The organism is Erythrobacter cryptus DSM 12079 (assembly GCF_000422985.1).
GTDB lineage: Bacteria > Pseudomonadota > Alphaproteobacteria > Sphingomonadales > Sphingomonadaceae > Erythrobacter > Erythrobacter cryptus.
This window is the reverse complement of record NZ_KE383967.1, coordinates 125,258-146,988: the sequence shown is the minus strand read 5'-3', so window position 1 is coordinate 146,988 and position 21,731 is coordinate 125,258. Positions and strand designations below refer to the sequence as shown.

At 68.0% G+C, this 21,731-nt stretch carries 23 protein-coding genes; 18 read left to right on the top strand and 5 right to left on the bottom strand.

Annotation, left to right across the window (positions count from 1 at the left end):
• The first annotated feature begins 92 nt into the window (after positions 1-92).
• From G524_RS0114415 to G524_RS0114395, 5 genes are read left to right on the top strand one after another with little or no spacing between them, the layout of a single operon-like run.
• Positions 93-917, top strand: a complete 825-nt coding sequence (locus G524_RS0114415; protein ID WP_036858087.1) for an HpcH/HpaI aldolase/citrate lyase family protein — start codon at positions 93-95, stop codon at positions 915-917.
• Complete coding sequence (locus G524_RS0114410) at positions 910-1,419, top strand: MaoC family dehydratase (protein WP_027444321.1); 510 nt, start codon at positions 910-912, stop codon at positions 1,417-1,419. The genes G524_RS0114415 and G524_RS0114410 overlap by 8 nt, the downstream gene beginning before the upstream one ends.
• 50 nt (positions 1,420-1,469) lie before the next feature.
• Positions 1,470-2,657: an acyl-CoA dehydrogenase family protein gene (locus G524_RS0114405; protein WP_051221316.1), complete on the top strand. Its 1,188-nt coding sequence runs from the start codon at positions 1,470-1,472 to the stop codon at positions 2,655-2,657.
• A 30-nt stretch (positions 2,658-2,687) separates the two neighbouring features.
• Positions 2,688-3,905 carry a CaiB/BaiF CoA transferase family protein gene (locus G524_RS0114400; protein ID WP_027444319.1) on the top strand — a complete coding sequence of 406 codons (1,218 nt, stop codon included), beginning with the start codon at positions 2,688-2,690 and terminating at the stop codon, positions 3,903-3,905.
• A 12-nt stretch (positions 3,906-3,917) separates the two neighbouring features.
• On the top strand, positions 3,918-5,018 hold the full coding sequence (locus tag G524_RS0114395) for a CaiB/BaiF CoA transferase family protein (RefSeq protein ID WP_245561393.1): 1,101 nt from the start codon (positions 3,918-3,920) through the stop codon (positions 5,016-5,018).
• Positions 5,019-5,026: 8 nt separating this feature from the next.
• On the opposite strand, the gene G524_RS0114390 is transcribed toward G524_RS0114395, so the two are convergent.
• The gene (locus G524_RS0114390) at positions 5,027-5,767 is read right to left on the bottom strand and encodes a GntR family transcriptional regulator (RefSeq protein WP_245561392.1); all 741 of its coding nucleotides are present in this window, start codon (positions 5,765-5,767) and stop codon (positions 5,027-5,029) included.
• Positions 5,768-5,850: 83 nt separating this feature from the next.
• Here G524_RS0114390 and G524_RS16140 point away from each other — a divergent pair, with 83 nt between their 5' ends.
• From G524_RS16140 to G524_RS0114340, 10 genes are read left to right on the top strand one after another with little or no spacing between them, the layout of a single operon-like run.
• Complete coding sequence (locus G524_RS16140) at positions 5,851-7,080, top strand: MmgE/PrpD family protein (RefSeq protein ID WP_051221315.1); 1,230 nt, start codon at positions 5,851-5,853, stop codon at positions 7,078-7,080.
• Positions 7,077-8,363: an MmgE/PrpD family protein gene (locus tag G524_RS0114380; RefSeq protein ID WP_027444316.1), complete on the top strand. Its 1,287-nt coding sequence runs from the start codon at positions 7,077-7,079 to the stop codon at positions 8,361-8,363. The genes G524_RS16140 and G524_RS0114380 overlap by 4 nt, the downstream gene beginning before the upstream one ends.
• Complete coding sequence (locus G524_RS0114375) at positions 8,360-9,727, top strand: phenylacetate--CoA ligase family protein (RefSeq protein ID WP_027444315.1); 1,368 nt, start codon at positions 8,360-8,362, stop codon at positions 9,725-9,727. The genes G524_RS0114380 and G524_RS0114375 overlap by 4 nt, the downstream gene beginning before the upstream one ends.
• Positions 9,724-10,917, top strand: a complete 1,194-nt coding sequence (locus tag G524_RS16135; RefSeq protein WP_051221314.1) for an amidase family protein — start codon at positions 9,724-9,726, stop codon at positions 10,915-10,917. The genes G524_RS0114375 and G524_RS16135 overlap by 4 nt, the downstream gene beginning before the upstream one ends.
• Positions 10,914-11,225, top strand: a complete 312-nt coding sequence (locus tag G524_RS0114365; protein WP_036858084.1) for an REDY-like protein HapK — start codon at positions 10,914-10,916, stop codon at positions 11,223-11,225. Before G524_RS16135 ends, G524_RS0114365 begins: the two co-directional genes overlap by 4 nt.
• Positions 11,226-11,227: 2 nt before the next feature.
• Positions 11,228-12,028: an SDR family NAD(P)-dependent oxidoreductase gene (locus tag G524_RS0114360; RefSeq protein ID WP_245561391.1), complete on the top strand. Its 801-nt coding sequence runs from the start codon at positions 11,228-11,230 to the stop codon at positions 12,026-12,028.
• Complete coding sequence (locus G524_RS0114355; protein WP_036858081.1) at positions 12,028-12,900, top strand: polysaccharide deacetylase family protein; 873 nt, start codon at positions 12,028-12,030, stop codon at positions 12,898-12,900. The genes G524_RS0114360 and G524_RS0114355 overlap by 1 nt, the downstream gene beginning before the upstream one ends.
• Positions 12,897-13,655 carry an enoyl-CoA hydratase/isomerase family protein gene (locus G524_RS0114350; RefSeq protein ID WP_027444311.1) on the top strand — a complete coding sequence of 253 codons (759 nt, stop codon included), beginning with the start codon at positions 12,897-12,899 and terminating at the stop codon, positions 13,653-13,655. Before G524_RS0114355 ends, G524_RS0114350 begins: the two co-directional genes overlap by 4 nt.
• Positions 13,652-14,554 (top strand): VOC family protein, encoded by a 903-nt coding sequence (locus G524_RS0114345; protein WP_027444310.1) that lies wholly within the window; start codon positions 13,652-13,654, stop codon positions 14,552-14,554. Before G524_RS0114350 ends, G524_RS0114345 begins: the two co-directional genes overlap by 4 nt.
• Positions 14,551-14,862, top strand: a complete 312-nt coding sequence (locus G524_RS0114340; protein ID WP_027444309.1) for a YciI family protein — start codon at positions 14,551-14,553, stop codon at positions 14,860-14,862. The genes G524_RS0114345 and G524_RS0114340 overlap by 4 nt, the downstream gene beginning before the upstream one ends.
• Here the strand turns inward: G524_RS0114340 and G524_RS0114335 are convergent.
• Complete coding sequence (locus G524_RS0114335; RefSeq protein WP_027444308.1) at positions 14,859-15,509, bottom strand: hypothetical protein; 651 nt, start codon at positions 15,507-15,509, stop codon at positions 14,859-14,861. The genes G524_RS0114340 and G524_RS0114335 overlap by 4 nt on opposite strands.
• 71 nt (positions 15,510-15,580) lie before the next feature.
• Here G524_RS0114335 and G524_RS16130 point away from each other — a divergent pair, with 71 nt between their 5' ends.
• The 3 genes from G524_RS16130 to G524_RS0114320 all read left to right on the top strand — a co-directional run bounded on the left by G524_RS16130 (position 15,581) and on the right by G524_RS0114320 (position 18,990).
• Positions 15,581-16,348 (top strand): hypothetical protein, encoded by a 768-nt coding sequence (locus G524_RS16130; protein ID WP_051221313.1) that lies wholly within the window; start codon positions 15,581-15,583, stop codon positions 16,346-16,348.
• Positions 16,349-16,471: 123 nt separating this feature from the next.
• A complete protein-coding gene (locus G524_RS0114325) occupies positions 16,472-17,665 on the top strand; it encodes an acyl-CoA dehydrogenase family protein (RefSeq protein WP_027444307.1) in 1,194 nt (397 codons plus the stop codon).
• Positions 17,666-17,850: 185 nt separating this feature from the next.
• Positions 17,851-18,990 carry an acyl-CoA dehydrogenase family protein gene (locus G524_RS0114320; protein WP_027444306.1) on the top strand — a complete coding sequence of 380 codons (1,140 nt, stop codon included), beginning with the start codon at positions 17,851-17,853 and terminating at the stop codon, positions 18,988-18,990.
• Positions 18,991-19,036: 46 nt separating this feature from the next.
• Here G524_RS0114320 and G524_RS0114315 read toward each other — a convergent pair whose 3' ends face one another.
• Genes G524_RS0114315 through G524_RS0114305 form a run of 3 tightly spaced genes read right to left on the bottom strand, consistent with a single transcriptional unit; the run spans position 19,037 to position 21,706 of the window.
• Positions 19,037-19,303 carry a hypothetical protein gene (locus G524_RS0114315; protein WP_027444305.1) on the bottom strand — a complete coding sequence of 89 codons (267 nt, stop codon included), beginning with the start codon at positions 19,301-19,303 and terminating at the stop codon, positions 19,037-19,039.
• 46 nt (positions 19,304-19,349) lie between these two features.
• Positions 19,350-20,375, bottom strand: coding sequence for a LacI family DNA-binding transcriptional regulator (locus G524_RS0114310; protein WP_027444304.1), 1,026 nt, complete (start codon positions 20,373-20,375; stop codon positions 19,350-19,352).
• A gap of 2 nt (positions 20,376-20,377) precedes the next feature.
• Positions 20,378-21,706, bottom strand: coding sequence for an MFS transporter (locus G524_RS0114305; RefSeq protein WP_027444303.1), 1,329 nt, complete (start codon positions 21,704-21,706; stop codon positions 20,378-20,380).
• Positions 21,707-21,731 lie beyond the last annotated feature (25 nt).

Genomic DNA, 21,731 nt, shown 5'->3' with positions numbered 1-21,731 from the left:
TCCCTTGACTTTAGATTTGTCCGGACAAATTGTGAAGTCCTGATTTGGGTGCTGCAGCACGGCAGCGCCAAGGGGGCCATTCGAGGATCGCCATGCTTACTGCTTGCAGCCTGCTGTTCGTGCCGGGATCGCGGCCCGATCGCTTTGCCAAGGCCAAGGCAGGCGGGGCTGACCTGACCGTGATCGACCTTGAGGATGCGGTTGCCGCGCAAGACAAGGGGCCGGCCCGCACCGCCGCGCTTGCCGAGATCGCCAAGGGCGAGCCGGGCTGGGCGGTGCGGATCAACGGGGTCGCGACCGCCGCCGGGATCGCCGACCTTGCCGCCCTGATCGAGAGTTCTGCCATGCCTGAGGTGCTGCTGGTGCCGATGGTCGAGAGCGCGGCCGAGCTTGACGTGATCGCCGGGGCGCTGGGGCCGCGCTGCCCGGCGCTGGTGCCGCTGATCGAGACCCCCAGGGGCCTGCGCCGGGCGCTCGCGATCGCGCGCCATCCGCGCACCGCGGCGGTGATGTTCGGCGGCGGGGATTTTGCCGGCGCGCTGAAGGTCGCGCTCGCCTGGGAGCCGCTGCTGGCGGCGCGCCAGCAACTGGTGCTGGCCTGCGCCGAGGCGGGCAAGCCCGCGATCGACGTGCCCTTCATCCGGCTCGAGGACGAAGCCGGCCTTGCCGAGGAGGCGGCGCGCGCCCGTGCGCTCGGCTTTGCGGCCAAGGCGGCGATCCATCCGGCCCAGGTGCCGGCGATCCGCGCCGCCTTTGCCCCTTCGGCAGCGGAGCTGGAGGAGGCCCGCGCCGCGCTCGCCGCCTATGCCGAGGGCGGCGAGCAGGCGATCCGCTTCCGGGGCCGGATGCTTGAGGCCCCGCTCATCAAACATTACCGCGCGCTGATCGCGCGTCATCAGGAGCTTGCCAATGCGTGATGGTTGCATCGAGGTTGCCCCCGGCCGTTTCCGCGAGACGCAAGGGCGCTATTTCGACGATTTCGTCGTCGGCCATGTCTATGAGCACCGCCCCGGGCGCACCATCACCGATGCCGACAATGTCTGGTTCACGCTGCTCACCATGAACACCCATCCGGCGCATTTCGACTACGAGCTCGCCAAGAAGACCGAGTTCGGCAAGCCGCTGGTGGTCTCCCCGCTCACCATCGCGCTGATGACCGGGATGAGCGTTTCGGACACCAGCGCCAAGGCGATCGCCAATCTCGGCTGGGACGAGGTGCGCATGGTCAAGCCGCTGTTCGTCGGCGACACGCTCTATTGCGAAAGCGAGGTGCTGGAAAAGCGCGAGAGCAAGAGCCGCGAGGGCCAGGGCATCGTCACCTTCAAGACCATCGCCAAGAACCAGCACGGCGAGATCGTCAGCCATTACAAGCGCTCGGTGCTGGTGTGGAAGCGCGGCTATGGCAATCTTGACGATTGAGCTGCACCGCCCCGAGCCATCCCCCGCCAACCGATCCGAGGAGCCCCGCCATGGCCACCGCCGCCACCCTTGAAGCCCCGCTGCGCACGATCGATCCCGATGAGGAACGCGCCTTCATGGAGACGATCGACCGCTGGCTCGAGCGCGATGTCATCCCGGTGATCAAATACCATGATCACAACGACATCTGGCCGGAAAAGCTGGTCGAACAGATGGCCGAGATGGGCCTGTTCGGGGCCACCATCGGGCAGGAATATGGCGGGCTGGGCCTGCCGGCGACCACCTATGCCAAGATCGTGATGCGCATTTCCAGCTATTGGATGGCGATCACCGGGATCTTCAACTCGCACCTCATCATGGCCGCCGCGGTCGAACGTTTCGGCACGCCGCAGCAGAAGGCCAAGTGGCTGCCCAAGTTTGCCACCGGCGAGATTCGCGGCGGGCTTGCGCTTACCGAGCCCAATGCCGGCACCGATCTCCAGGCGATCCGCACCGTGGCGCGCAAGGACGCCAATGGCGATTATATCCTCAATGGCACCAAGACCTGGATTTCCAACGCGCTTCACGGCCAGTGCTTTGCGCTTCTGGCCAAGACCGATCCGGCGGCCGAGCCGCGCTACAAGGGCATGAGCCTGTTCATCGCCGACAAGCGCGAGGGGCTGACCACCGGCAAGAAGTTCGACAAGCTCGGCTACAAGGCGATCGATTCGGCCGAACTCATCATGGAGGATTATCGTGTTCCGGCTGACCAGTTGATCGGCGGGGTTGAAGGCCAGGGCTTCTTCCAGGCCACCGGCGGGCTGGAACTCGGGCGCATCAATGTCGCCGCGCGCGGGGTGGGCCTGGCCGAGGGCGCCTTGCGGCTGGCCACCGAATATGCCCAGATGCGCGAGACCATGGGCAAGCCCATCGCCCAGCACCAGGCGATCCAGTTGAAGCTTGGCGAAATGGTCACCCGCGCGCGCGCGGCGCGGCTGCTCACCCTCGATGCCTCGGAGGCCTATGACCGCGGCGAGCGCTGCGACAAGGAAGCGGGCATGGCCAAGTATTTCGCTTCCGAAGCCGCGGTCGAGAACAGCCAGGAGGCGATGCGCATCTTCGGCGGCTATTCCTATTCCAAGGAATATGACATCGAGCGCTATTACCGCGACAGCCTGCTGATGTGCATCGGCGAGGGCACCAACGAGATGCAGCGCATCATCATCGCCAAGCAGCATCTTGCCGAAAACCGTATCTGAACCCGCCACGGGCATTGAGGCAGGCCGCGCATGAACCTTCCGCTCTCCGGCTTTCGCATCATCAGCGCCGAGCAATATGGCGCCGGGCCCTATGGCACCATGTTCCTCGCGCAGATGGGGGCCGAGGTGATCAAGATCGAGCCGCCCGGCGCCCCCGGCCCCGATGGGCAGCGGCGCGGCGGCGGGGACACGGCGCGCGCGGTAGGCCCGCATTTCCTGCGCCCGGGCGAGAGCACCTATTTCCAGGCCTTCAACCTCAACAAGCGCTCGCTCACGCTCGATCTTGGCAGCGAAGCGGGCCGCGAGGTGCTCCACCGGCTGGTGCCCACCTGCCACGCGGTGGCCAACAACCTGCGCGGCGATCTGCCCGCGCGGCTCGGGCTGGATTATGCCGCGCTCAAGCCCTTCAACCCCGCGATCGTGTGCGCGCATCTTTCGGCCTATGGGCGCGACAATGCCCGCGCGCGCTGGCCGGGCTATGACTATCTGATGCAGGCCGAGGCCGGCTATTGCCAGCTTACCGGCGATCCCGAGGGCGAGCCGCAGCGCATGGGCCTCTCGATGGTCGATTTCATCACCGGCACGATCTTCTGCATCGGTCTGCTCGGCGCGCTGATCAGGGCCCAGCGCTCGGGCGAGGGCGGCGATGTCGATACCGATCTGCTCTCGGCTGCGCTGCACCAGACCAGCTATCCGGCGCTGTGGTACATGAACCACGGCGATGAAACCCGGCGCACGCCGCGCAGCGCCCATCCCACCGCTACCCCCAGCCAGATGTTCAAGGCCGCCGATGGCTGGATGTTCGTGATGTGCCAATTGCCCAAGTTCTGGGACATCCTCATCGATCGCCTGGGCCTCGATAATCTCAAGCACGATCCGCGCTTTGCCACCAATGCCGATCGCCTGGCCCACCGGGCCGAGCTTACCCGTCTGCTCGATGAGGTGTTCGAGAAGCAGCCCATGGCCCATTGGCAGGAGCTTCTGGCCGGCCATGTCCCGGTGGCGCCGGTGCACACCCTTGCCGGCGCGCTCGACAATCCCTGGCTCGATGTGATCGGGATGAAGGACGAGGTCGCCCACCCCGACAATCCCCATCTCAAGGTGCTGGCCAGCCCGCTCAAGTTCAATGGCCGCCGCCCGCCCAACCGCGCCGCGCCGCTGCTCGGGGCCGACAGCGAGGCGATCCTGGCCGAGCTGGGCTATGGCGCAGGCGAGATCGCCGAGCTGCGCCGCGCCGGCGTGATCTGAACCGGGGGTGAGATGATGGGCAAGCTCTCCGGAATCACGGTGATCGACCTCACCCAGTTCCTCCCCGGTCCGATGATGACGGTGATGATGGCCGATCAGGGCGCCGAGGTGATCAAGATCGAGCCGCCGGCGGGCGATCCGGCGCGCGATCAGGCGCCCTTTGCCGATTACGGGGGCGCGCCCTTCTCGGTGTGGTTTGCCAATCTCAACCGCGGCAAGCGCAGCCTGGTGCTCGATCTCAAGAGCGCGGCGGGCAAGGCCGCCCTCACCGATCTCATCGCCCGGGCCGATGTGCTGGTGGAGGGCTTCCGCCCCGGGGTGATGGCGCGCCTCGGCTTTGATTACGCCGCGGCGCGCGCCATCAATCCGCGGATCATCTATTGCTCGATTTCGGCCTTCGGGCAGGAGGGTGCGCTCGCCCATCACCCCGCCCATGATCTGGCGGTGCAGGCGCTGGCCGGCTTTCTCAGCGTCAATGATGGGCCCGATGGCACCCCGGTGGTGCCCGGCGCCCCGAGTGCTGACATGGCCGCCGGGCTCACCGCGCTCGCGGCGGTGCTGATGGCGCTGATCGGGCGCGAACGCAGCGGCGAGGGCACCCATATCGACTGCGCCATGTTCGACAGCCTGCTGCCGTGGTGCGCGCATATCGCCGGCAGCGCCCTTGCCGGGGGCGCGCCGCCGCGCTCGGCCAGCCAGCGCTCGCTTGGCGGGGCGGCGCTCTACCAGGTCTATGAAACCGCCGATGGGCGCCACATCGTGCTGGGCGGGCGCGAATTGAAGTTCGCGCGCAACCTGCTCGAGGCGCTCGGCCGGCCTGATCTTCTCGCCCATGCCGAGGCCCCGGCGGGAGAGCAGGGGGTGCTGATCGCCTTCCTGCGCGAGACCTTCCGTCAGCGCACCCGCGATGAATGGGTGGCCTGGTTTGCCGACAAGGATGTGGCCTTTGCCCCGGTGCTCGATTTCCGCGAGGCCCTGGCCGCGCCCCATATCGCCGCGCGCGGGCTGGTGGTCGAAGGCCCGGCGGGCGGGCCGCACATCGCCCCGCCGATCCGCTTTGCCGGCGATGATTGGCAGCCTGCCGCGGTGCCGGGGCTGGGCGCGCAGCAATGATGCCGCGCTCAGCCCTCGACGTCGATATGCATGGCGTAGGCGAAGCGATCGCCGGGGTGATAGCTCACCGAAATCTCGAAGATCGTGCCCTTGGGATCGAAATAGCTGCGCAGGATGCGCAGCACCGGCGCGCCCTCGTCGATCTCGAGATCGGCCGCGGTGCGGCTGTCCGCGGCAATAGCCTGGATATCCTGCGTCACCTTGCCGATGCGGATGCCGGCAAGCTGTTCGATCTGGCTGAAGAGCGTGCCCGCCGCAAGGTCGATCGCGCCGATGTAATCGCCCAGCATCTCGTGGAAATAGGCATCGGTTACCGCGATCGGCAGGCGATCATCGGCGTGGCGGCGCACCCCGCGAAAGGCGCTCCACTGGCCCGGGGTGGGCTGGGCGACCAGATCGGCCACCGCCTGCGGCAGCGGCCCGCTGCCCTGGGGCACATAGCTCACTTGGCTGCCCTTGGCATATTGCAGCAGCTCGCCGACGTTGGAGAGCGGCTGGTGCAGCGCCCCGCCATAGGCCGAGGGCGGCTGCACCGTGGTGCCCGAGCCGCGGCGGCGGGCGATCAGCCCTTCGGCCTCGAGCCGGCGCAGCGCCTCGCGCACGGTGAAGCGGCTCACCCCGAAGCGCTCGCACAGCGCGGTTTCGGTGGGGAAGGGCCTGCCGCCGGTGAACGCGCCGCCCAGGATCGCCTCGCGCAGGGTCGCGGCAAGCTCGAGGTAACGCGGCGTGCGCGGAGCGGCCTCGCGCACCTCCTTGCGCCGCTGGGGCCTGTCTGCCTTCGGTTTCGTCGCCAATGTGAGTCTCGTCCCATGCTGGCCGGGAGACATGCGGCATGAGCCAGCCGCTTCTTGCCCGCCTGGCAGAAGGCTTAGCGCGCCCTTGCGGCAAAAGCGAGCGCCAGCGTGCGCGCTGGCACCTTCTCGATTGGCTCGCCTGCATCGCCGGGGGGCGCCGCTCGGCGGCCTTTGCCGTGGCCCGGGCGATCAGCCCCGATGGCTGGGAGCGCGCGAGCTATCTTGGCAATGTGCTCGAAATGGACGATGTCCACCGCGCCGCGCTGCTCCACCCCGGCCCGGTGATCTGGCCCGCGGCGATGAGCCTTGCCGAGGCTGATATGGACTCGCGGCTCGATGCTGCGGTGCGCGGCTATGAGGCGATGATCGCGCTGGGCGCGGCGATGGACGCGCGCCATTATCGCCACTGGCACCCCACCGCCACCATGGGCGGGATGGGCGCGGCGGCCTGCATGGCCTCGCTACTTGATATTGGCCCGGGCAAGACCGCCGAGGCCATGGCCAATGCCGGATCGGTGGCGGGTGGGCTGTGGCACATGCGCCATGATGATGTCCTCACCAAGCAATGGCATGTCTTTCACGCCGTGCGCACGGGCCGCGAGGCGGCGCGGCACACCGCGCTTGGCGCCAGCGGCCCCAAGGCGCTGCTCGAAGGGCCCCAAGGGCTGTTTGCCGCCTTCACCGATGCGCCCCGCGCGCTCGCTCACGCGCAGGATGGGGGCTGGCTGATCGGCGAAGTGAGCTTCAAGCCCTTTGCCGCCTGCCGCCATGCCCACCCGGCGATCGATGCCGCGCTCTGCCTGCGCGGCGAGGGGCGCCTTCGCCCGCCCTTCATGGTCGAAACCTATGCCGATGCCCTGGCCTTCTGCGACCGGCCCGATCCGCAGACCGAGCTTGAGGCGAAATTCTCGCTGCAGCACGCGGTGGCGGTGGTGGCCTCGGGGCGCAGCGCCGCGCCCGAGGACTTCACCTCCGAGGCGATCGCCGCGCTTGCCCCCTTGCGCGCCGCGGTGACGGTGCGCGAGGACCCGCGCATCACCGCGCGCTACCCGGCGCATTTCGGCGCCAGGGTCAACGGGTTTGAACTGGTCGATTGCCTTGGCGATCCTGAAAGGCCGATCGGCGAGGAGCACCTCCTTGCCAAGCTTGCCAGCCTGGTGCGCTGGGGCGGGCTGGCCGCGAGCGAGGCCGAGCGCGCCGCGCGCCTCGCGCTCGAGGGCGATGATCCGCAAGCGCTCGATGCCCTGATCGCGGAGTGGACAAGGTGAGCGCCACCGCCCACATTCTCGCCTTTGCCGCAGCGCCCCACCGCCTGCCCGCATCGGTGCGCGGTGATGCGCTGCGGCTGCTCGGCGATACGCTGGCGGTGGGGGCGGCCGGGGTGGGCGCCCCGGGCGAGGCGGCGATCCTTGCCGCGGCCCGCGCCATGGGCAGCGGCAGCGAGGCGCGGCTGATCGGCAGCGATGAACGCCTGCCCGCGGCGGCGGCGGCCTTTGTCAACGCCTATCGCATCCATTGCCTCGAATGGGACGCGGTGCACGAGCCGGCGGTGGTGCACGCCATGAGCGTCGTCACCGCGGCGCTCGGCGCGGTGATCGACCGGCGCGGCGGCTGCGATGGCGATGAGGCATTGACCGCGCTTGCCGTGGGGGTGGATGTGGCAAGCGGGCTTGGCCTTGCCGCGCGCAGCCCCTTGCGCTTCTTCCGCCCGGCCACCGCCGGCGTGGTGGGCGGTGCGCTCGCCGCCGCGCGCCTCATCGGCGCCCCGCTCGATCATGCGCTTGGCCTTGCGGTGGCCTCGGCGGCGGGGACGATGCAGGCCCATGTCGAGGGGCTGGTGACCTTGCCTTTCCAGATCGCCAATGCCGCGCGCGCCGCGTTGGTGGCGGCTGATCTCGCCAAGGCCGGCTTTCCCGGGCCGAGCGACCCGCTCGAAGGGCCGTTCGGCTATTTCCCGCTGTTCGATGAGGGCGATCTGCCGCGCTACACCAGCGCGCTGGGTGAGTGCTGGCGCATCAGCGAAATCAGCGTGAAGCCCTATCCTTCGGGCCGGGCGAGCCATGCGGCGCTGAGCGCGCTGCAGGCGCTCGCCCCCGATCCGGCGCGCCTGGAGCGGATCGAGCTTGCCTGTCCGCCGCTCATCCACCGGCTGGTGGGGCGCCCCTATGCGGCCACAATGACGCCCGCCTATGCCCGGCTGTGCCTGCCCTTCCTTGCCGCGCTGATGCTGATCGACGGGACGATCGATCCGCGCCGCTTCACCCCCGAAGGCTTTGCCGATCCCGCGCTCGCGGCGCTCGCCGCCAAGGTCAGCCTCGTGCCCGATGGCAATGAGGATTTGAACGCGCTCTTTCCCCAATGCCTCACCGTGGTGCTTGAAGGGGGCGAGCGCATCATCCGTCCGATCGCCGCGACGCTCGGCAGCCCCGACAATCCGCTCAGCCCCAATCAGGCCGCAGCCAAGCTTGCGCTGTGCCGCGCCATCGCCCCGGCCGGGGCCTCGCCCCAGATCTTCGACGACCCGCTTGCCTACTTCACCGGAACGCCATGACCTATCCCACCTATTTTGAAGCCCTCGATATCAGGCAGTTGCTGGCCGACTATCCGATCGGCGATGCCTTTGTGGCGCGCTATGCCAGGATGAGCCGCGATGAGCTTTTCGCCATCCAGGACGCGCAGTTCCGCCGCCTGATGCAGCGCGGCTGGCAAATTCCCTTCTACCAGCGGCTGTGGGGCGCACGCGGGATCGAGCCGGGGGATATCCGCGGGCTTGAAGACATCACCAAGCTGCCGGTCTATGACAAGTCCGATCTCATGCAGTCGATCGCCGAGCACCCGCCCTTCGGCGATTTTCACGGCATGGGCGCCAGTGCCACACGCGCGCCCACCATCCTCCACACCACCAGCGGCACCACCGGCAAGCCCCAGACCCTGCTGTTCGGCCCCAAGGGGCGCGAGGTCGGCAACCTGCTTGTGGGGCGGATGTATCGCTGGATGGGGCTGGGTTCGGATGATGTGGTGCAATCGGTCTATGGCCACGGGATGATCAATGGCGGGCACTATATCCGCGAGGCGGTGACCCACTTCACCAATGCCATCTTCCTTTCCGCCGGGACGGGGATCGAGACCCGCAGCGCCAAGCAGGTCGAGCTGATGGCCGATTTCGGCGTCAGCGTGCTGGTCGGCTTTGTCGATTATATCCGCAAGCTCGCCGGCACCGCCGAGGAGCTGGGCCTGTTCGACAAGATCAAGATCCGCATGATCATCGGCCACCTCGGCACCGAGGACCGCGCCTCGACCGAGGCCGCCTGGCACGGGGCCAGGGCCTATGACTGGTATGGCGTGGGCGATACCGGCGCGATCGCGGGCGAGGGGCCCGAGCGCGATGGCATGTATGTGTGGGAAGACGCGCAATATCTCGAACTGCTTGATGTCGACAGCGGCCAGCCGGTCGCCCCGGGTGAGACCGGCGACATGGTGGTCACCTGTCTCTACAAGGACGACATCGCCCCCTGCATCCGCTTCAACACCCACGACATCACCCACGAGCTTGGCGGGCGCGGCGAGATCGCCTTCAAGCGCATCGCCGGGTTCAAGGGGCGCAGCGACAACATGGTCAAGCTGCGCGGCATCAATGTCTTTCCCCACGCGATCGGGGCGATCATCGAGAACCGTGCCGATCTTACCGGCGAATATGTCTGCCACATGCGCCGCGATGCGGCCGGGCGCGATCACATGACGGTGACGCTCGAAAGCCGGGGGGGCAGCGATGCGGCGGGGCTGGCCGAGCTGCTGCGCCGCGGGCTTGGGGTCGAGGTCGAGGTGGCGCTCGTCGGCCCGGGCGAGACCGCGCGCCTTACCGAGATCGACACCCGCCAAAAACCGCTGCGGCTGATCGACGAGCGCAAGCTGTGAGCAAGGGGCCCGCCCGCATCGATTTTGCCGCGCTGCGCGCCGTCAACCGCGCGCTCAACGCGGTGAGCGACTGGGATGAAGACGCGGCCTTTGGCCCCGGGGTGCTGGCGGGCACGACCTTCGGGGTCAAGGCCAATATCGCGGTCAAGGGCATGCCCTTCCACGCCGGGATCGGGGCGCTCGCTACGCGGATTGCCGCAAGGGACGCCGCCACGGTTGCCGCGCTGCGCCGCGCGGGCGCAGCGGTGATCGCAACGCTCCACATGGAAGAAGGTGCGCTCGGCGCCAAGAGCGACAATCCGCATTTCGGTCCGGTGCAAAATCCGCACCGCATCGGCCATTCGCCCGGCGGCTCCTCGGGCGGCAGCGCCGCGGCGGTGGCGGCGGGGATCGTCGATGCCGCGCTCGGCACCGACACCATGGGATCGGTGCGGATCCCGGCGAGCCATTGCGCGGTCTATGGCTTCAAGCCCGCCACGTCCTGCGTCAGCCAGGACGGGCTGGAGCCGGCTGATCTCAGCCTCGATGCGATCGGCGTGCTGGCGCGCGATCTTGACCTGCTCGAGCGCAGCGCGCGGGTGATCTCCCGCTTCGGCGAAGGCGCGATCAGCGGCACGGGGGCAACGCTTGCAGGCCACGGGGTCGAGGTCGATCCCGAGGTGGCGGGCGTGTTTGCCGATGCCTGCGCCGCGCTGGGCGCAGCGCCTGCCGAAGCGCGCCTTGCCCATAGCCAAGGCCGCATCCGCTTTGCCGGGTTCATCAGCGTTGCCAAGGCGATGGCGCAGCACCTTGCCGGCGTTGCGATCTCGCCCCGGCTTTCCCGCCTCATCGCCTATGGCCCGCGGCGCAAGGCGGAGGACTGGGCCGAGGATCAGGCCATCCTTGCCGCCACCGCCGCGGCGGTGCGCGCGCTGGTGGCAAGCCACGGCTTCTTGATCCTGCCCACGGTTCCCAACCTGCCCTTTCCGCACAGCGAGGCCGAGCCGCCCGGGCAGGCCGATTTCACCTGCCTTGCCAATATCGCCGGCCTGCCGGCCATCAGCCTTCCTGCCGGCTGGAGCGCCGATGGCCTGCCGATCGGGGTGCAGATCGTGGGCGGCGAGGGCCACGAGGCCGGGCTGTTCGCACTTGCCCGGCGGCTTGATGCTCACCTGCGGGCCTATCGCCCGCCGCAATCGGGAGACGCATGATGCGAATAATCTGCCTGTTCAATCTGAAGCCCGGAGTCTCGCAAGCCGAATACGAGGAATGGGCGCGCACGCGCGACATTCCCACGGTCAATGCGCTGGGATCGGTCACTTCCTTCACCGTGCACAAGGCCACCGGCCTGTTCGGCGATCCTGAAGGTACGCCGCCCTTCCAGTATATTGAGGTGATCGACATCACCGGCATGGACGCCTTCGTTGCCGATATCTCGACCGAGGCCTTCCAGGCGGCTGCCGCCCCGTTCCAGGGCTTTGCCGATGCGCCGCAATTCATCCTGACCGAGGACCTGTGATCGTGGGCGCGTTTGCGGGCAAGACCATCGTCGTCACCGGATCGGGCAAGCACAAGGGGCTGGGGCAGGGGATCCTCCAGGCCTTTGCCGATCAGGGGGCCAATTGCGTCGTCTCCGATATCACCATTGATGCCGAGGCCGAGGAAGTGGCCGGCGAATTGCGCGCGCGCGGCGCCGAGGTTGCCGCGATCGCCTGCAATGTCGCCGATGCCGAGGCGTGCCGCGCGCTGGTGGCCGAGACCGTGGCGCGCTTTGGCGGGGTCGATATCTTCGTCAACAATGCCGGGATCGGCTTTAGAATGAAGCCGCTGCTCGAGGTCGATCCGGCGAGCGAATGGGACGAGGTGATCGCGGTCAACCTCTCGGGCGCCTTTTATTGCACCCAGGCCGCCGCGCGGGCGATGGTCGAGCGCGGCAAGGGCGGGCGGATCATCAACATTGCCAGCCAGGCCGCCAAGTCCGGCTTTCCCCACCTGCCGGCCTATGTCTCCTCCAAGCACGGCATGATCGGGCTGACCCGGGCGAGCGCGCTCGAGCTGGGCAAGCATGGCATCACCGTCAATGCCGTGTGCCCCAATCATGTCACCACCGCCCTGGGAGCGCGGCAGAACGAATATTTCTCGAAGCTTTTGGGCTTTGCCAGTGTCGAGGATTATCTCGCCAACATGGCAGCCAGGAACCCGATGGGCCGGCCCGGCCTTCCTTCCGACACCGCGGCGGCCTGCCTGTGGCTCGCTAGCGATGCGGCCTTCTATGTCACCGGCGAGGCGCTCAATGTCTCGGGCGGGGAGGAAATGCACTGATGGCACTGAGCGAGGAGCGGATCGACTGGCCGGGCGGGGCCAAGATGGCCCTGTCGGTGGTGGTCAATGTCGAGGAAGGCAGCGAGATGACCATCGCCCGCGGCGACAGGGGCATGGAGCCGGTGGATGAGCTGGGCGTCTTCGTCAAATCGAAGATGCGCAACTATTCCAACGAATCCAATTATCTCTATGGCATCAAGGCGGGCGCGCCGCGGATCGTCAAGCTGCTTGAGCGCTACGAGATCATGGCGAGCTGGACGGTGGCGGCGATGAGCCTGGAAAACCACCCCGAGATCGCCGAAGCGATCGTCAGCCTAGGGCACGAGCCGGTGAGCCACGGCTGGCGCTGGGTGCACCAGTTCAAGATGAGCGAGGAGGAGGAGCGCGCCTTCATCCGCCGGGCGGTGGAGAGCATCACCGCCACCTGCGGGGTGCGCCCCCATGGCTGGCTGTCGCGCTACCTGCTCACCGACAACACCCGCCGCCTGCTCATCGAGGAGGGCTTCACCTATCACATGGATGATTATTCGGGCGATGTGCCCTTCTGGGATCGCACCACAGTGCCGGGCCGGCCGATGTGTATCGTGCCCTATCAGCTCGACAACAACGACATGAAGATGTGGACCGATCCGGCGCTGACCCCGCACCAGTGGCTCGATTATGCCAAGGCCAATTTCGATCAGATCTATCGCGAGGGTGCGGAGGGCAATCCCAAGATGATGAGCCTCGGGCTGCATTTGCGGATCATCGGGCGGCCCGGGCGCATCTGGGCGCTCGAGGAGTTCTTCCGCCACGTGCGCAAGCACGATGGGGTGTGGGTGACGACCCGCAAGGCGATTGCCGACCATTTCATCGCGAGCCATCCGGCATGAGCCTGCGGCTGGAAATCGACGGCGCGGTTGCGCACCTGCTGATCGACCGGGCGGACAAGCGCAATGCCTTTAGCCTGGCGATGTGGCAGGCCGCCCCGGCGCTGCTGGCCGAGGCTGCGGCCAACCCCGCGGTGCGGCTGCTGGTGCTGCGTTCGGCCGCGGCGGGCGGAGCCTTTTCGGCCGGGGCCGATATTGCCGAGCTGCTTGCCCACAAGGATGATGCCGCCTGGCGTGCGGCCAACCAGGCAGCGATCAACCGCGTGCAACACGATCTGGCGCGCCTCGCACTGCCCACGCTCGCCTTCATCGAGGGCGATTGCATCGGCGGGGGCTGCGGCCTCGCGCTGGCCTGCGACATCCGGATCGCCACCAGCGCCGCGCGTTTCGGCATCACGCCGGCCAAGCTCGGCCTTGTCTATCCGCTCCATGACGTGAAGCTGCTCGTCGATCTCGTCGGCCCGGGGCAGGCCAAGCGCATCCTCTACACCGGCCGGCTGCTCGATGCCGGGGAGGCGCTGAGGATCGGGCTCATTGAGCAGGTGACCGAAAGCCCGCAGGGCCTGATCGATGACATCCTTGCCGCCAGCCCCCATTCGCTCCGCGAGACCAAGCGCTTCATCCGCCGGGTGCTCGATGGCCAGACGGGCGATGATGCCGAAACCCTGGCGATCTTTGCCGCCGCCTTCGAGGGGCCCGATTTTCTCGAGGGCACGCGCGCCTTCGTGGCCAAGCGCAGGCCGGAGTTCAAGCGATGAGCGTGGCCCACGGCACCATTCTGGGCGGGCTATCGAGTGTGCCCGATCTCGCCCGGGCGCTGGCCGCCTATCGCGATGTGCTGGGTTTGACGCTCGTCGAACAGGGGCGGCTTGACGCTGAGCTTGCGGCAAGCTGGGCCTGCCCGGGCAATGCCGCGGCGCCCTATGCCGTGCTCCAGCCCCAAAGCGGAGCGCCCTGCTGGTTCCGGCTGGTGGAGCAGCCCGCCCATCCCGATTTCCGCCCCACCACCACCTATGGCTGGGCCGCCTTCGAGGCGAGCGTTGCCGATGTCTGGCACTGGCCCGAAGCGCTCCCCCCCGAGCTGTTCACCATCGTCGGCCCGCCCAAGCTGCTTGAAAACATCAAGCCCGCCTTCATCCCGATGCAGGCGCTCGGGCCGGGGGCGGAGATGATCTATCTCAATCAGGTGCTGGGCGACATGCCCGACACCGATCTGCCCCGCGCCGCCGCGCCGGTTGACCGAATCTTCATCACCGTGCTGGCCACGCCCGACCGCGAGGCGAGCATCGAGTGGTATTGCCGCGGGCTGGGGCTTGAGCGCGGGGCGGATTACACCTTGCCCTATTCGATGATCAACAAGGCCTTTGGCCTTGCCCCGGAAACGCAGACCACCATCACCATGGTGAGGCACCAGCGCATGCCGATCATCGAGGTCGATGATTATCCCGCCGCCGCCACGCCCCGGCCGCGCCATGCCGGGATGCTGCCGCCGGGCAATGCGCTCGTCACCCTGGCGGTCAGCGATCTTGATGCCTGCGCGCTCGACTGGATCGCCCCGCCGGCGGTGCGCGCCGGCGCGCTCTATCAGGGCCGCCGCGCGGCGAGCGCGATCGGGGTGGCGGGCGAGATCGTCGAATGTGTCGAGGTCGGGCGATGAAGCTCTATGCCGCGATCGGCGAGGACGGGCCGGACAGCGCCCGCCTGCGCCAGCAGCACCTTGCCGCCCATCTTGACTATGTCGCCGCGCACCTTGGTGACTATGCCGTGGCCGGGCCGCTCAAGCGCGCGGGCACGCCGGCTGGCTCGCTGCTGGTGATCAAGGCAGAAGATGAGGCCGCGGCCCGGGCGCGGCTCGAGGCCGATCCCTATGCCAGGGCCGGGGTGTGGCCGAGGCTTAGCCTCTATGAATTTGCCGCCGTGGCTGGCGATTGGGTGGGCGGGGCGGCCTGGCTGCGCGGCGCCTAGCCCGCCCCTTCCTCCACCCGCGCACAGCTCGCCTGCACCCAGCGCAGGTTGATCCCCACCAGCGCCGCATCGGGCGAGGCCCAGGCATAGCTTTCGGCGCGCGCGGGATCGTCCTTGTGGACATAGAGCACCAGCGCGGGCTTGTTGCGGCTGCCCTTGGCCCAGGTCACGTTGCGCAGGCGGATGGTGACATCAGGCGCCACGCCCCCGCCCGGCACGGCGATCCGCCCGCCCTGATCGAAGCTGGCAAGCCCGCCGGCAAAGGTCCAGTCGGGCGTGCCATCGGGTTTGGCGGCAAACTTGCGCACCGAAACCCAGCAGGAAAAGCGCCGGGCGCGGCGGATCTCGCTTCCGGCGATCTGCCAGCCCGATCCGCCCGCGCGTGGGGCAAGGCCGGGGATCGCACCCGAGCGCCACGGGCCTGCCTCAGTCCCGAAGGCATCGATCGCCCGCCAGCGCCCGTCGCTTCCGACTTCGATGAACACCTCCTCGGGCCGGGGGCGGCCTTCCTCCTCGGCGAAATAGGCATCCTCGACATTGCTCCAGATGCCCGGCGCCAGCGCCTCTGCCCCGGCGGCGGGCAGAGGGGCGGCGAGCGCGGCGGCGGCGAGCGCTGTGGCAGCGAGGATGAGGCGGCGCGGCGTCATGGCGCTTGCCTAGACCAGAGCGGCGTGGTTGAAAAGCTGTCCGGACAAATCGCGTGGGAAAGGGAGCGGTCATGCCAAGGATCATCGGGGCGCTTGCTGCCCTCATCGCTTTTGGCGTCCTCACCGCGTTTGCGCCGGCAGCAGCGCGCGCCGCGCCGAGCGAGGCCCGCGCGCTGGTCGAACGCGCGGTGGCCGCGCATGGCGGGGCCTTGTGGCTCGATCCCGGCACGCTCGAACTTTCCGGCAGCGCCACCTTCTACGATCCGGCCACGGGCAAGGTGCGCGCCGAGGCCGATGACTATCGCATGTGGCGCACCTTCGAGCCGGGGCGCACCGCCGCGCACGAGGCTTCGGGCAAGGTGCGTATCATCGCCCGCTCGGGCGGCAGGCTGCTGTTCGAGGTGGGCTATGACGGCAACACCACCTGGACCGAGCGCGGGATCATGCCGCGCGCCGAGGCCGATGCCTATTGGGCGAGCAATTTCGGCTTCGGCATCCTGCGCTCGGCGCTGGATGAGGGCTTTGCCCTTGCGCTTGCCCCGCCGCGCGAGATCGGCGGGCGCAAGACCAACCTGGTGCGCATCGTCGATCCCAAGGGCGCGCAGACGCTGTTCGGCTTCGATGCCGAAAGCGGGTTTGTCACCTACATGGCCTTCACCACGCCCCGCGGCTTTCACGAGCGGCTCTATGGCGATTTCGTGCGGCTCGACAGCGGCTGGGTGCAGGCCCGCCGGGTGACGCTGCTTTATGACGGGATCATCGCCAACAGCGTGCTGTGGACCAGCACCCGGGTGGGCGAGCCGATCGATCCGGCGCTGTTCCAGCCGCCCGCTCCCTGAGCCGGCGCCGCGCTGCTGCCCCTCGCGCCGGGCGGTGCAGAATTTTCAACCCGCTTCCCCCTTCCGATGCGCGCGCGCTCGTGACATGAGAGGCCAAAGCCAAGCCATCAGGAGAGCGATGCGATGAACCTCGAATTCACCCCCGAAGAACAGGCCTTCCGTGAGGAGGTGCGCGCCTTCATCGCCGAGAACTATCCCAAGCACCTTGCCGATTTCGGCATGCGCGAGGACATGAGCCGCGAGGACATGCTCGCCTGGCACAAGATTCTCGGCAAGAAGGGCTGGTCGGTGCCGGCCTGGCCGGTCGAATATGGCGGCACCGGGTGGAGCGCGACTCAGCGCTATATCTGGTCGGAGGAGAACGCCCGCGCCAACACCATCATGCCGCTGCCCTTTGGCGTGTCGATGGTGGGGCCGGTGATCTACACCTTCGGGTCGGAAGAACAGAAGGCCCGCCACCTGCCCGGCATCCGCAGCGGGGATGTGTGGTGGTGCCAGGGCTATTCCGAACCGGGGGCCGGCTCTGACCTTGCCAATCTCAAGACCAGCGCGGTGCGCGACGGCGATCATTACATCGTCAACGGGCAGAAGACCTGGACGACGCTCGCCCAGCACGCCGATTGGGGCTTCTTCCTGGTGCGCACCGATCCCGATGCCAAGCCGCAGGAAGGGATCAGCTTCCTGCTCATCGACATGAAGTCGCCCGGCGTGGAGGTGAAGCCGATCAAGCTGCTCGATGGCAGCTACGAGGTGAACGAGACCTGGCTCACCGATGTGCGCGTGCCGGTGGAGAACCTCGTCGGGCAGGAGAACAAGGGCTGGACCTATGCCAAGTTCCTGCTTGCGCACGAACGCAGCGGCATTGCCGGGGTGGCGCGCTCCAAGCGCGGGATCGCCCGCCTGCGCGAGATCGCCGCGAAAGAGACCGCCTATGGCCAGCCGCTCATCAAGGACTTCGATTTTGCCCGCAAGGTGAGCCAGCTCGAGATTGACCTCGCTGCCCTCGAGATCACCGAGCTGCGCACGCTCGCGGGCGAGCAGGCGGGCAAGGGGCCGGGGCCGGAAAGCTCGATCCTCAAGATCAAGGGCACCGAAATCCAGCAGCGCCTGACCGAGCTGACGCTCGAGGCGGTCGGGGTCTATGGCGCGCCGTTCAACGGCGGGATCGCCAATGACAACACCAACGAGCACCCGGTCGGCCCCGACTATGCCCAACATGCCGCGGGCACCTATTTCAACATGCGCAAGACCAGCATCTATGGCGGATCGAACGAGATCCAGCGCAACATCATCGCCAAGATGATCCTGGGGCTGTGACCTTTTATCTCCCCTCCCCTCGGGGGAGGGGGGAGGGGTGGAGGCTCTGCCGCCACTAGGGCAGGCCCTCATCCCAACCGTCGGCCCGCAAGCGGGCCAGCTAGGCTTCCCCCAAGGGGAAGAGCAACTTTCAGTTCAACCTCGATACGGCGGGACGCAAACGCCTGAGGACGGGAGAGATATTCGTGGATTTCAACTTCACCGAAGAACAGCAGATGGTGCGCGACGGCCTTTCGCGGCTGGTGCGCGAGCAATATGACTGGGAGACGCGGCGCAAGGCGATCGCTTCGGCTTCAGGCTGGCGGCCCGAAATCTGGGCGCAGCTGGCCGAACTGGGCATCCTCGGCATGCCTTTTGCCGAGGCCGACGGCGGCTTTGGCGGCGGGCCGGTCGATGCCATGGTGATCATGGAGGAATTCGGCAAGGGCCTCGTCATCGAGCCTTTCGTGCCCACCGTGGTGTGCGCCGGGGGCTTCCTGAAGCACGCCGGCACTGCGGCGCAGAAGGAGGAGCATATCGGCGCGATCGTCGCTGGCACGCGGGTCTTTGCCTTTGCCTATGCCGAGCCCAAAGGCCGGTTCGACTATGCCGATCTTGAAACCACCGCGAGGAAGGATGGCGCGGGCTGGGTGCTCAACGGCCACAAGGCGGTGGTGATCGGCGCGCCCTGGGCGAGCCACCTTGTCGTCACGGCGCGCACCGGCGGCGAGCGGCGCGATCGCGGCGGGGTTTCGGTCTTCGTGCTGGCCAAGGACACGCCGGGCGTTACCACCCGTGATTATGTCACCGTCGATGGCCGGCGCGCTTCGGAAGTCTATTTCGAGAATGTGAGCCTGCCGGCCGAGGCGCTGATCGGGGCCGAGGGCGAGGGCCTGGCGCTCATCGAGCTGGTCACCGATGAAGCCATCGCCGCGCTGTGCGCCGAGGCCTGCGGGGCGATGAAGGTCGCCCATGCGATGACGGTGGATTACAGCCGCCAGCGCAAGCAGTTCGGCGTGCCGATCGGCAGCTTCCAGGTGCTCCAGCACCGCATGGTCGATATGTACACGGCCTATGAAAGCGCGGTCTCGCTCACCTATCTAGCGACGCTGCGGCTCGGCGCCGAGGAGGTCGAGCGCAAGAAGGCGGTCTCGGCCGCCAAGGTGGGAGTGGGCCAGGCGGCACGCCTCATCGGGCAGGAAGCGGTGCAGATCCACGGCGGCAACGGGGTGACCGATGAATATGCCATCGGCCACTATTTCAAGCGCCTGACCATCTTCGATGCCGAGTTCGGCAATGTCGATCACCACCTGAAGCGCCACGTGGCGCTGTCTGCGCAGGGCTGACGGCGGCAAGGGGGGGCACGCGCGGCAGACGCGCCCGGGCGTGCCCTCAGGGCTCGTGCGGATCGGCAGCGGCGAGCATCTCCATCAGCCGCCGCGCGGCCGCGCGATCCTCGGCTTCGGCAAAGGCGATCTCGATCTCGGGCGCCTCGCCCAGCACCAGCAGCATGCTCCACAGGGCAAAGCGCGCGGCACGATCGGTGGCAAGACCGAAATCGACGCGCATCCGTGCAATTCCGTCGGGCAGGGCGGCAGGGGCAATGGCGGCAAGATCGCGTGTGCCGAAATAGCGCTGGAGAAGATCGTCCATCTGCATGGGGACGGCTCATAGCCCGGTGATGGGGCAGCGCAAGCCGCGCGGCTCAGGCGGTTTCGCGCACCACCAGTTCGGGCGGCAGGATCAGGCTTTCGGTCGCCTCGCCGGCGATGCGTCGCAGCAACAGGTCAACGAGGCCGCGCGCGCCTGCGGCAATGTCCTGGCGGATGGTGGTGAGCGGCGGCACCGTCTGGCGCGCGATCGGAAGGTCATCAAATCCCACCAGCCGCACCGCCCCGGGCACCGCCACGCCGCGCGCGCGCAGCGCGGTGAGGCAAAGGGCTGCGAGCGTGTCGGTGGCGGCAAAGATCCCGTCGATCCGCCCGGCATGGGCGGCAAGGTGCGCGGCGATCTCCTCGCTCGCGCGCTCGGGCGACAGGTGGGTGGGCAGGGTGACAAGCGGGGGCAGGCCGAAGCGCGCGGCGACATCGGCGGCCCCGGCGCGCCGCGCGGCAAACTCGATCGCGGTGGCATCGCCGAGAAAGGCGATCTGCCGCGCCCCGGCGGCGATCAGCCGTTCGGCCGCCAGCCGCCCGCCGAGGCGGTTGTCGCTGCCCACCACGCAGTGGCGCTGGCCTTCCTGGTGATTGCCCCAGACCACCATCGGCCGGTAGCCCTCGGCCACCTCCTCGATGCGCGCGAACTGATCGGACTGGCCGATCACGATCACCCCGTCGATCATGCCCGAACCGATGAAGCGATCGAGCCAGTCGCCATCGGCATCGGGCACCACCCGGCGCAGCATCAGGTCATAGCCCTCATGGGTCAGCTCGTCGGCAAGATGGCCGAGCAAGGTCATGAAGAAGGTGTCGGAAATCTGCTGGCGGGTGTCATGGCCGAGCGGGATCGCCACCCCGATCACCCCGGTGCGCTGGCGGCGCAGGCCGCTCGCCATCTGGTTGGGACGAAAGCCGTGCTCGCGCGCCAGCGCCTCGATGCGCGCGCGGGTCTTGGCGTTGACGAGGCTCTTGCCGGCGAGCGCGCGGCTGACCGTGCCGGGCGAGACCCCGGCGAGCCGCGCCAGATCGGTGATGGTGCGCACCACCGTGCGCCCGTGCCTCTCCTCGCCCATGCTCAGCCCGTGGCCAGCCCCTCGCTGCGCGGGTGGCGATGCCCCGCATCCACCGCCAGGGTAGCCAGCGCGCCGACCAGCATCAAGCCGCCGCCCAGCATCAGCACGTGGCGCGGATCGCCGCCCAGAAGCGGCGCGTAGATGAGCGGCATGGTGAGCGTCTGGATCAGCATCGGCACGACGATGAAGAGGTTGAAGATCCCCATGTAGATGCCGTTGCGTTCGGGCGGGATGCAATCGGCCAGCATCACATAGGTATTGCCCATCATCCCGGCCCAGCCCAGCCCGATGCCGAGCATCAGGGCAAAGAGCGCAGGGATCGTCGTCACCCCCGGGATCAGCAGCATCGCCGCGCCCGAGGCGGCAAGGCAGGCGGCATGGACGCTCCGGGCGCCAAAGCGCCGCACCAGCGGGATCAGCGCCAGCGCGCCGACAAAGGCGATGAAGTTGTAGAAGGCCCCGGCCTGCTGGGTGGTGAGCGTGGCGGCGCGGAAGGCGGCGCTGGCCGGATCGCTGGTGCCATAAAGGGCGCGGGCCACGGCAAAGGTGATATATTGCCAATAGGCAAACATCGCATACCACTGGCACAGCATGGCGAGGGCGAGCTGCTTCATCGGCCGCGGCATGGCGCTAAGCGCCGCGCCGATCTCCGCAAGGGTGGCGCGCAAGGTCAGCGGCTTTTGCGCGAGCGCGGCCCTCTCGGCGGGCGCCAGCGGCAGTTCGGGCACGCGCCAGACCGACCACAGGATGGTCGAGATCGACAGGATCGCCCCGATCACGAAGGCGATGCGCACGATCGCCGGAATGCCATTGGCATCGAGCACGTCGCGCGCGATGAAGGCGGTGAGCAGCGATGGTGCAAGGTAGGAGAGCGTCTGGGCCAGGCCGGTAAAGGCGCTTTGCGTGAGGAACCCGGCGGCGCGCTGATCAGGCGCGAGCCGATCGGCGACATAGGCGCGATAGGGCTCCATGGTGATGTTGTTGCCCGCATCGAGGATCCACAGCAGCCCGGCAGCCATCCACAGGTTGGCCGAATGGGGCATGGCAAAGAGCGCCAGCGAGCAGATCACCGCGCCCACGAGGAAATAGGGCGTGCGCCGGCCGAGGCGGGTGCTGGTGCGGTCGCTCATCGCCCCCACGATCGGCTGGATGATGAGGCCGGTCATCGGCCCGGCGAGCCACAGGAGCGGCATGGTCGCCTCGTCCGCGCCGAGAAAGCCATAGATCGGCCCCATATTGGCCTGCTGCAGCCCGAAGGAGAACTGCAGGCCGAAAAAGCCGATGTTCATCTCGATGATTCGCAGCAGCGAAAGCCGGGGCCTGTGCATCATCCGGTGCCTTTTCTCGATCCTGTCC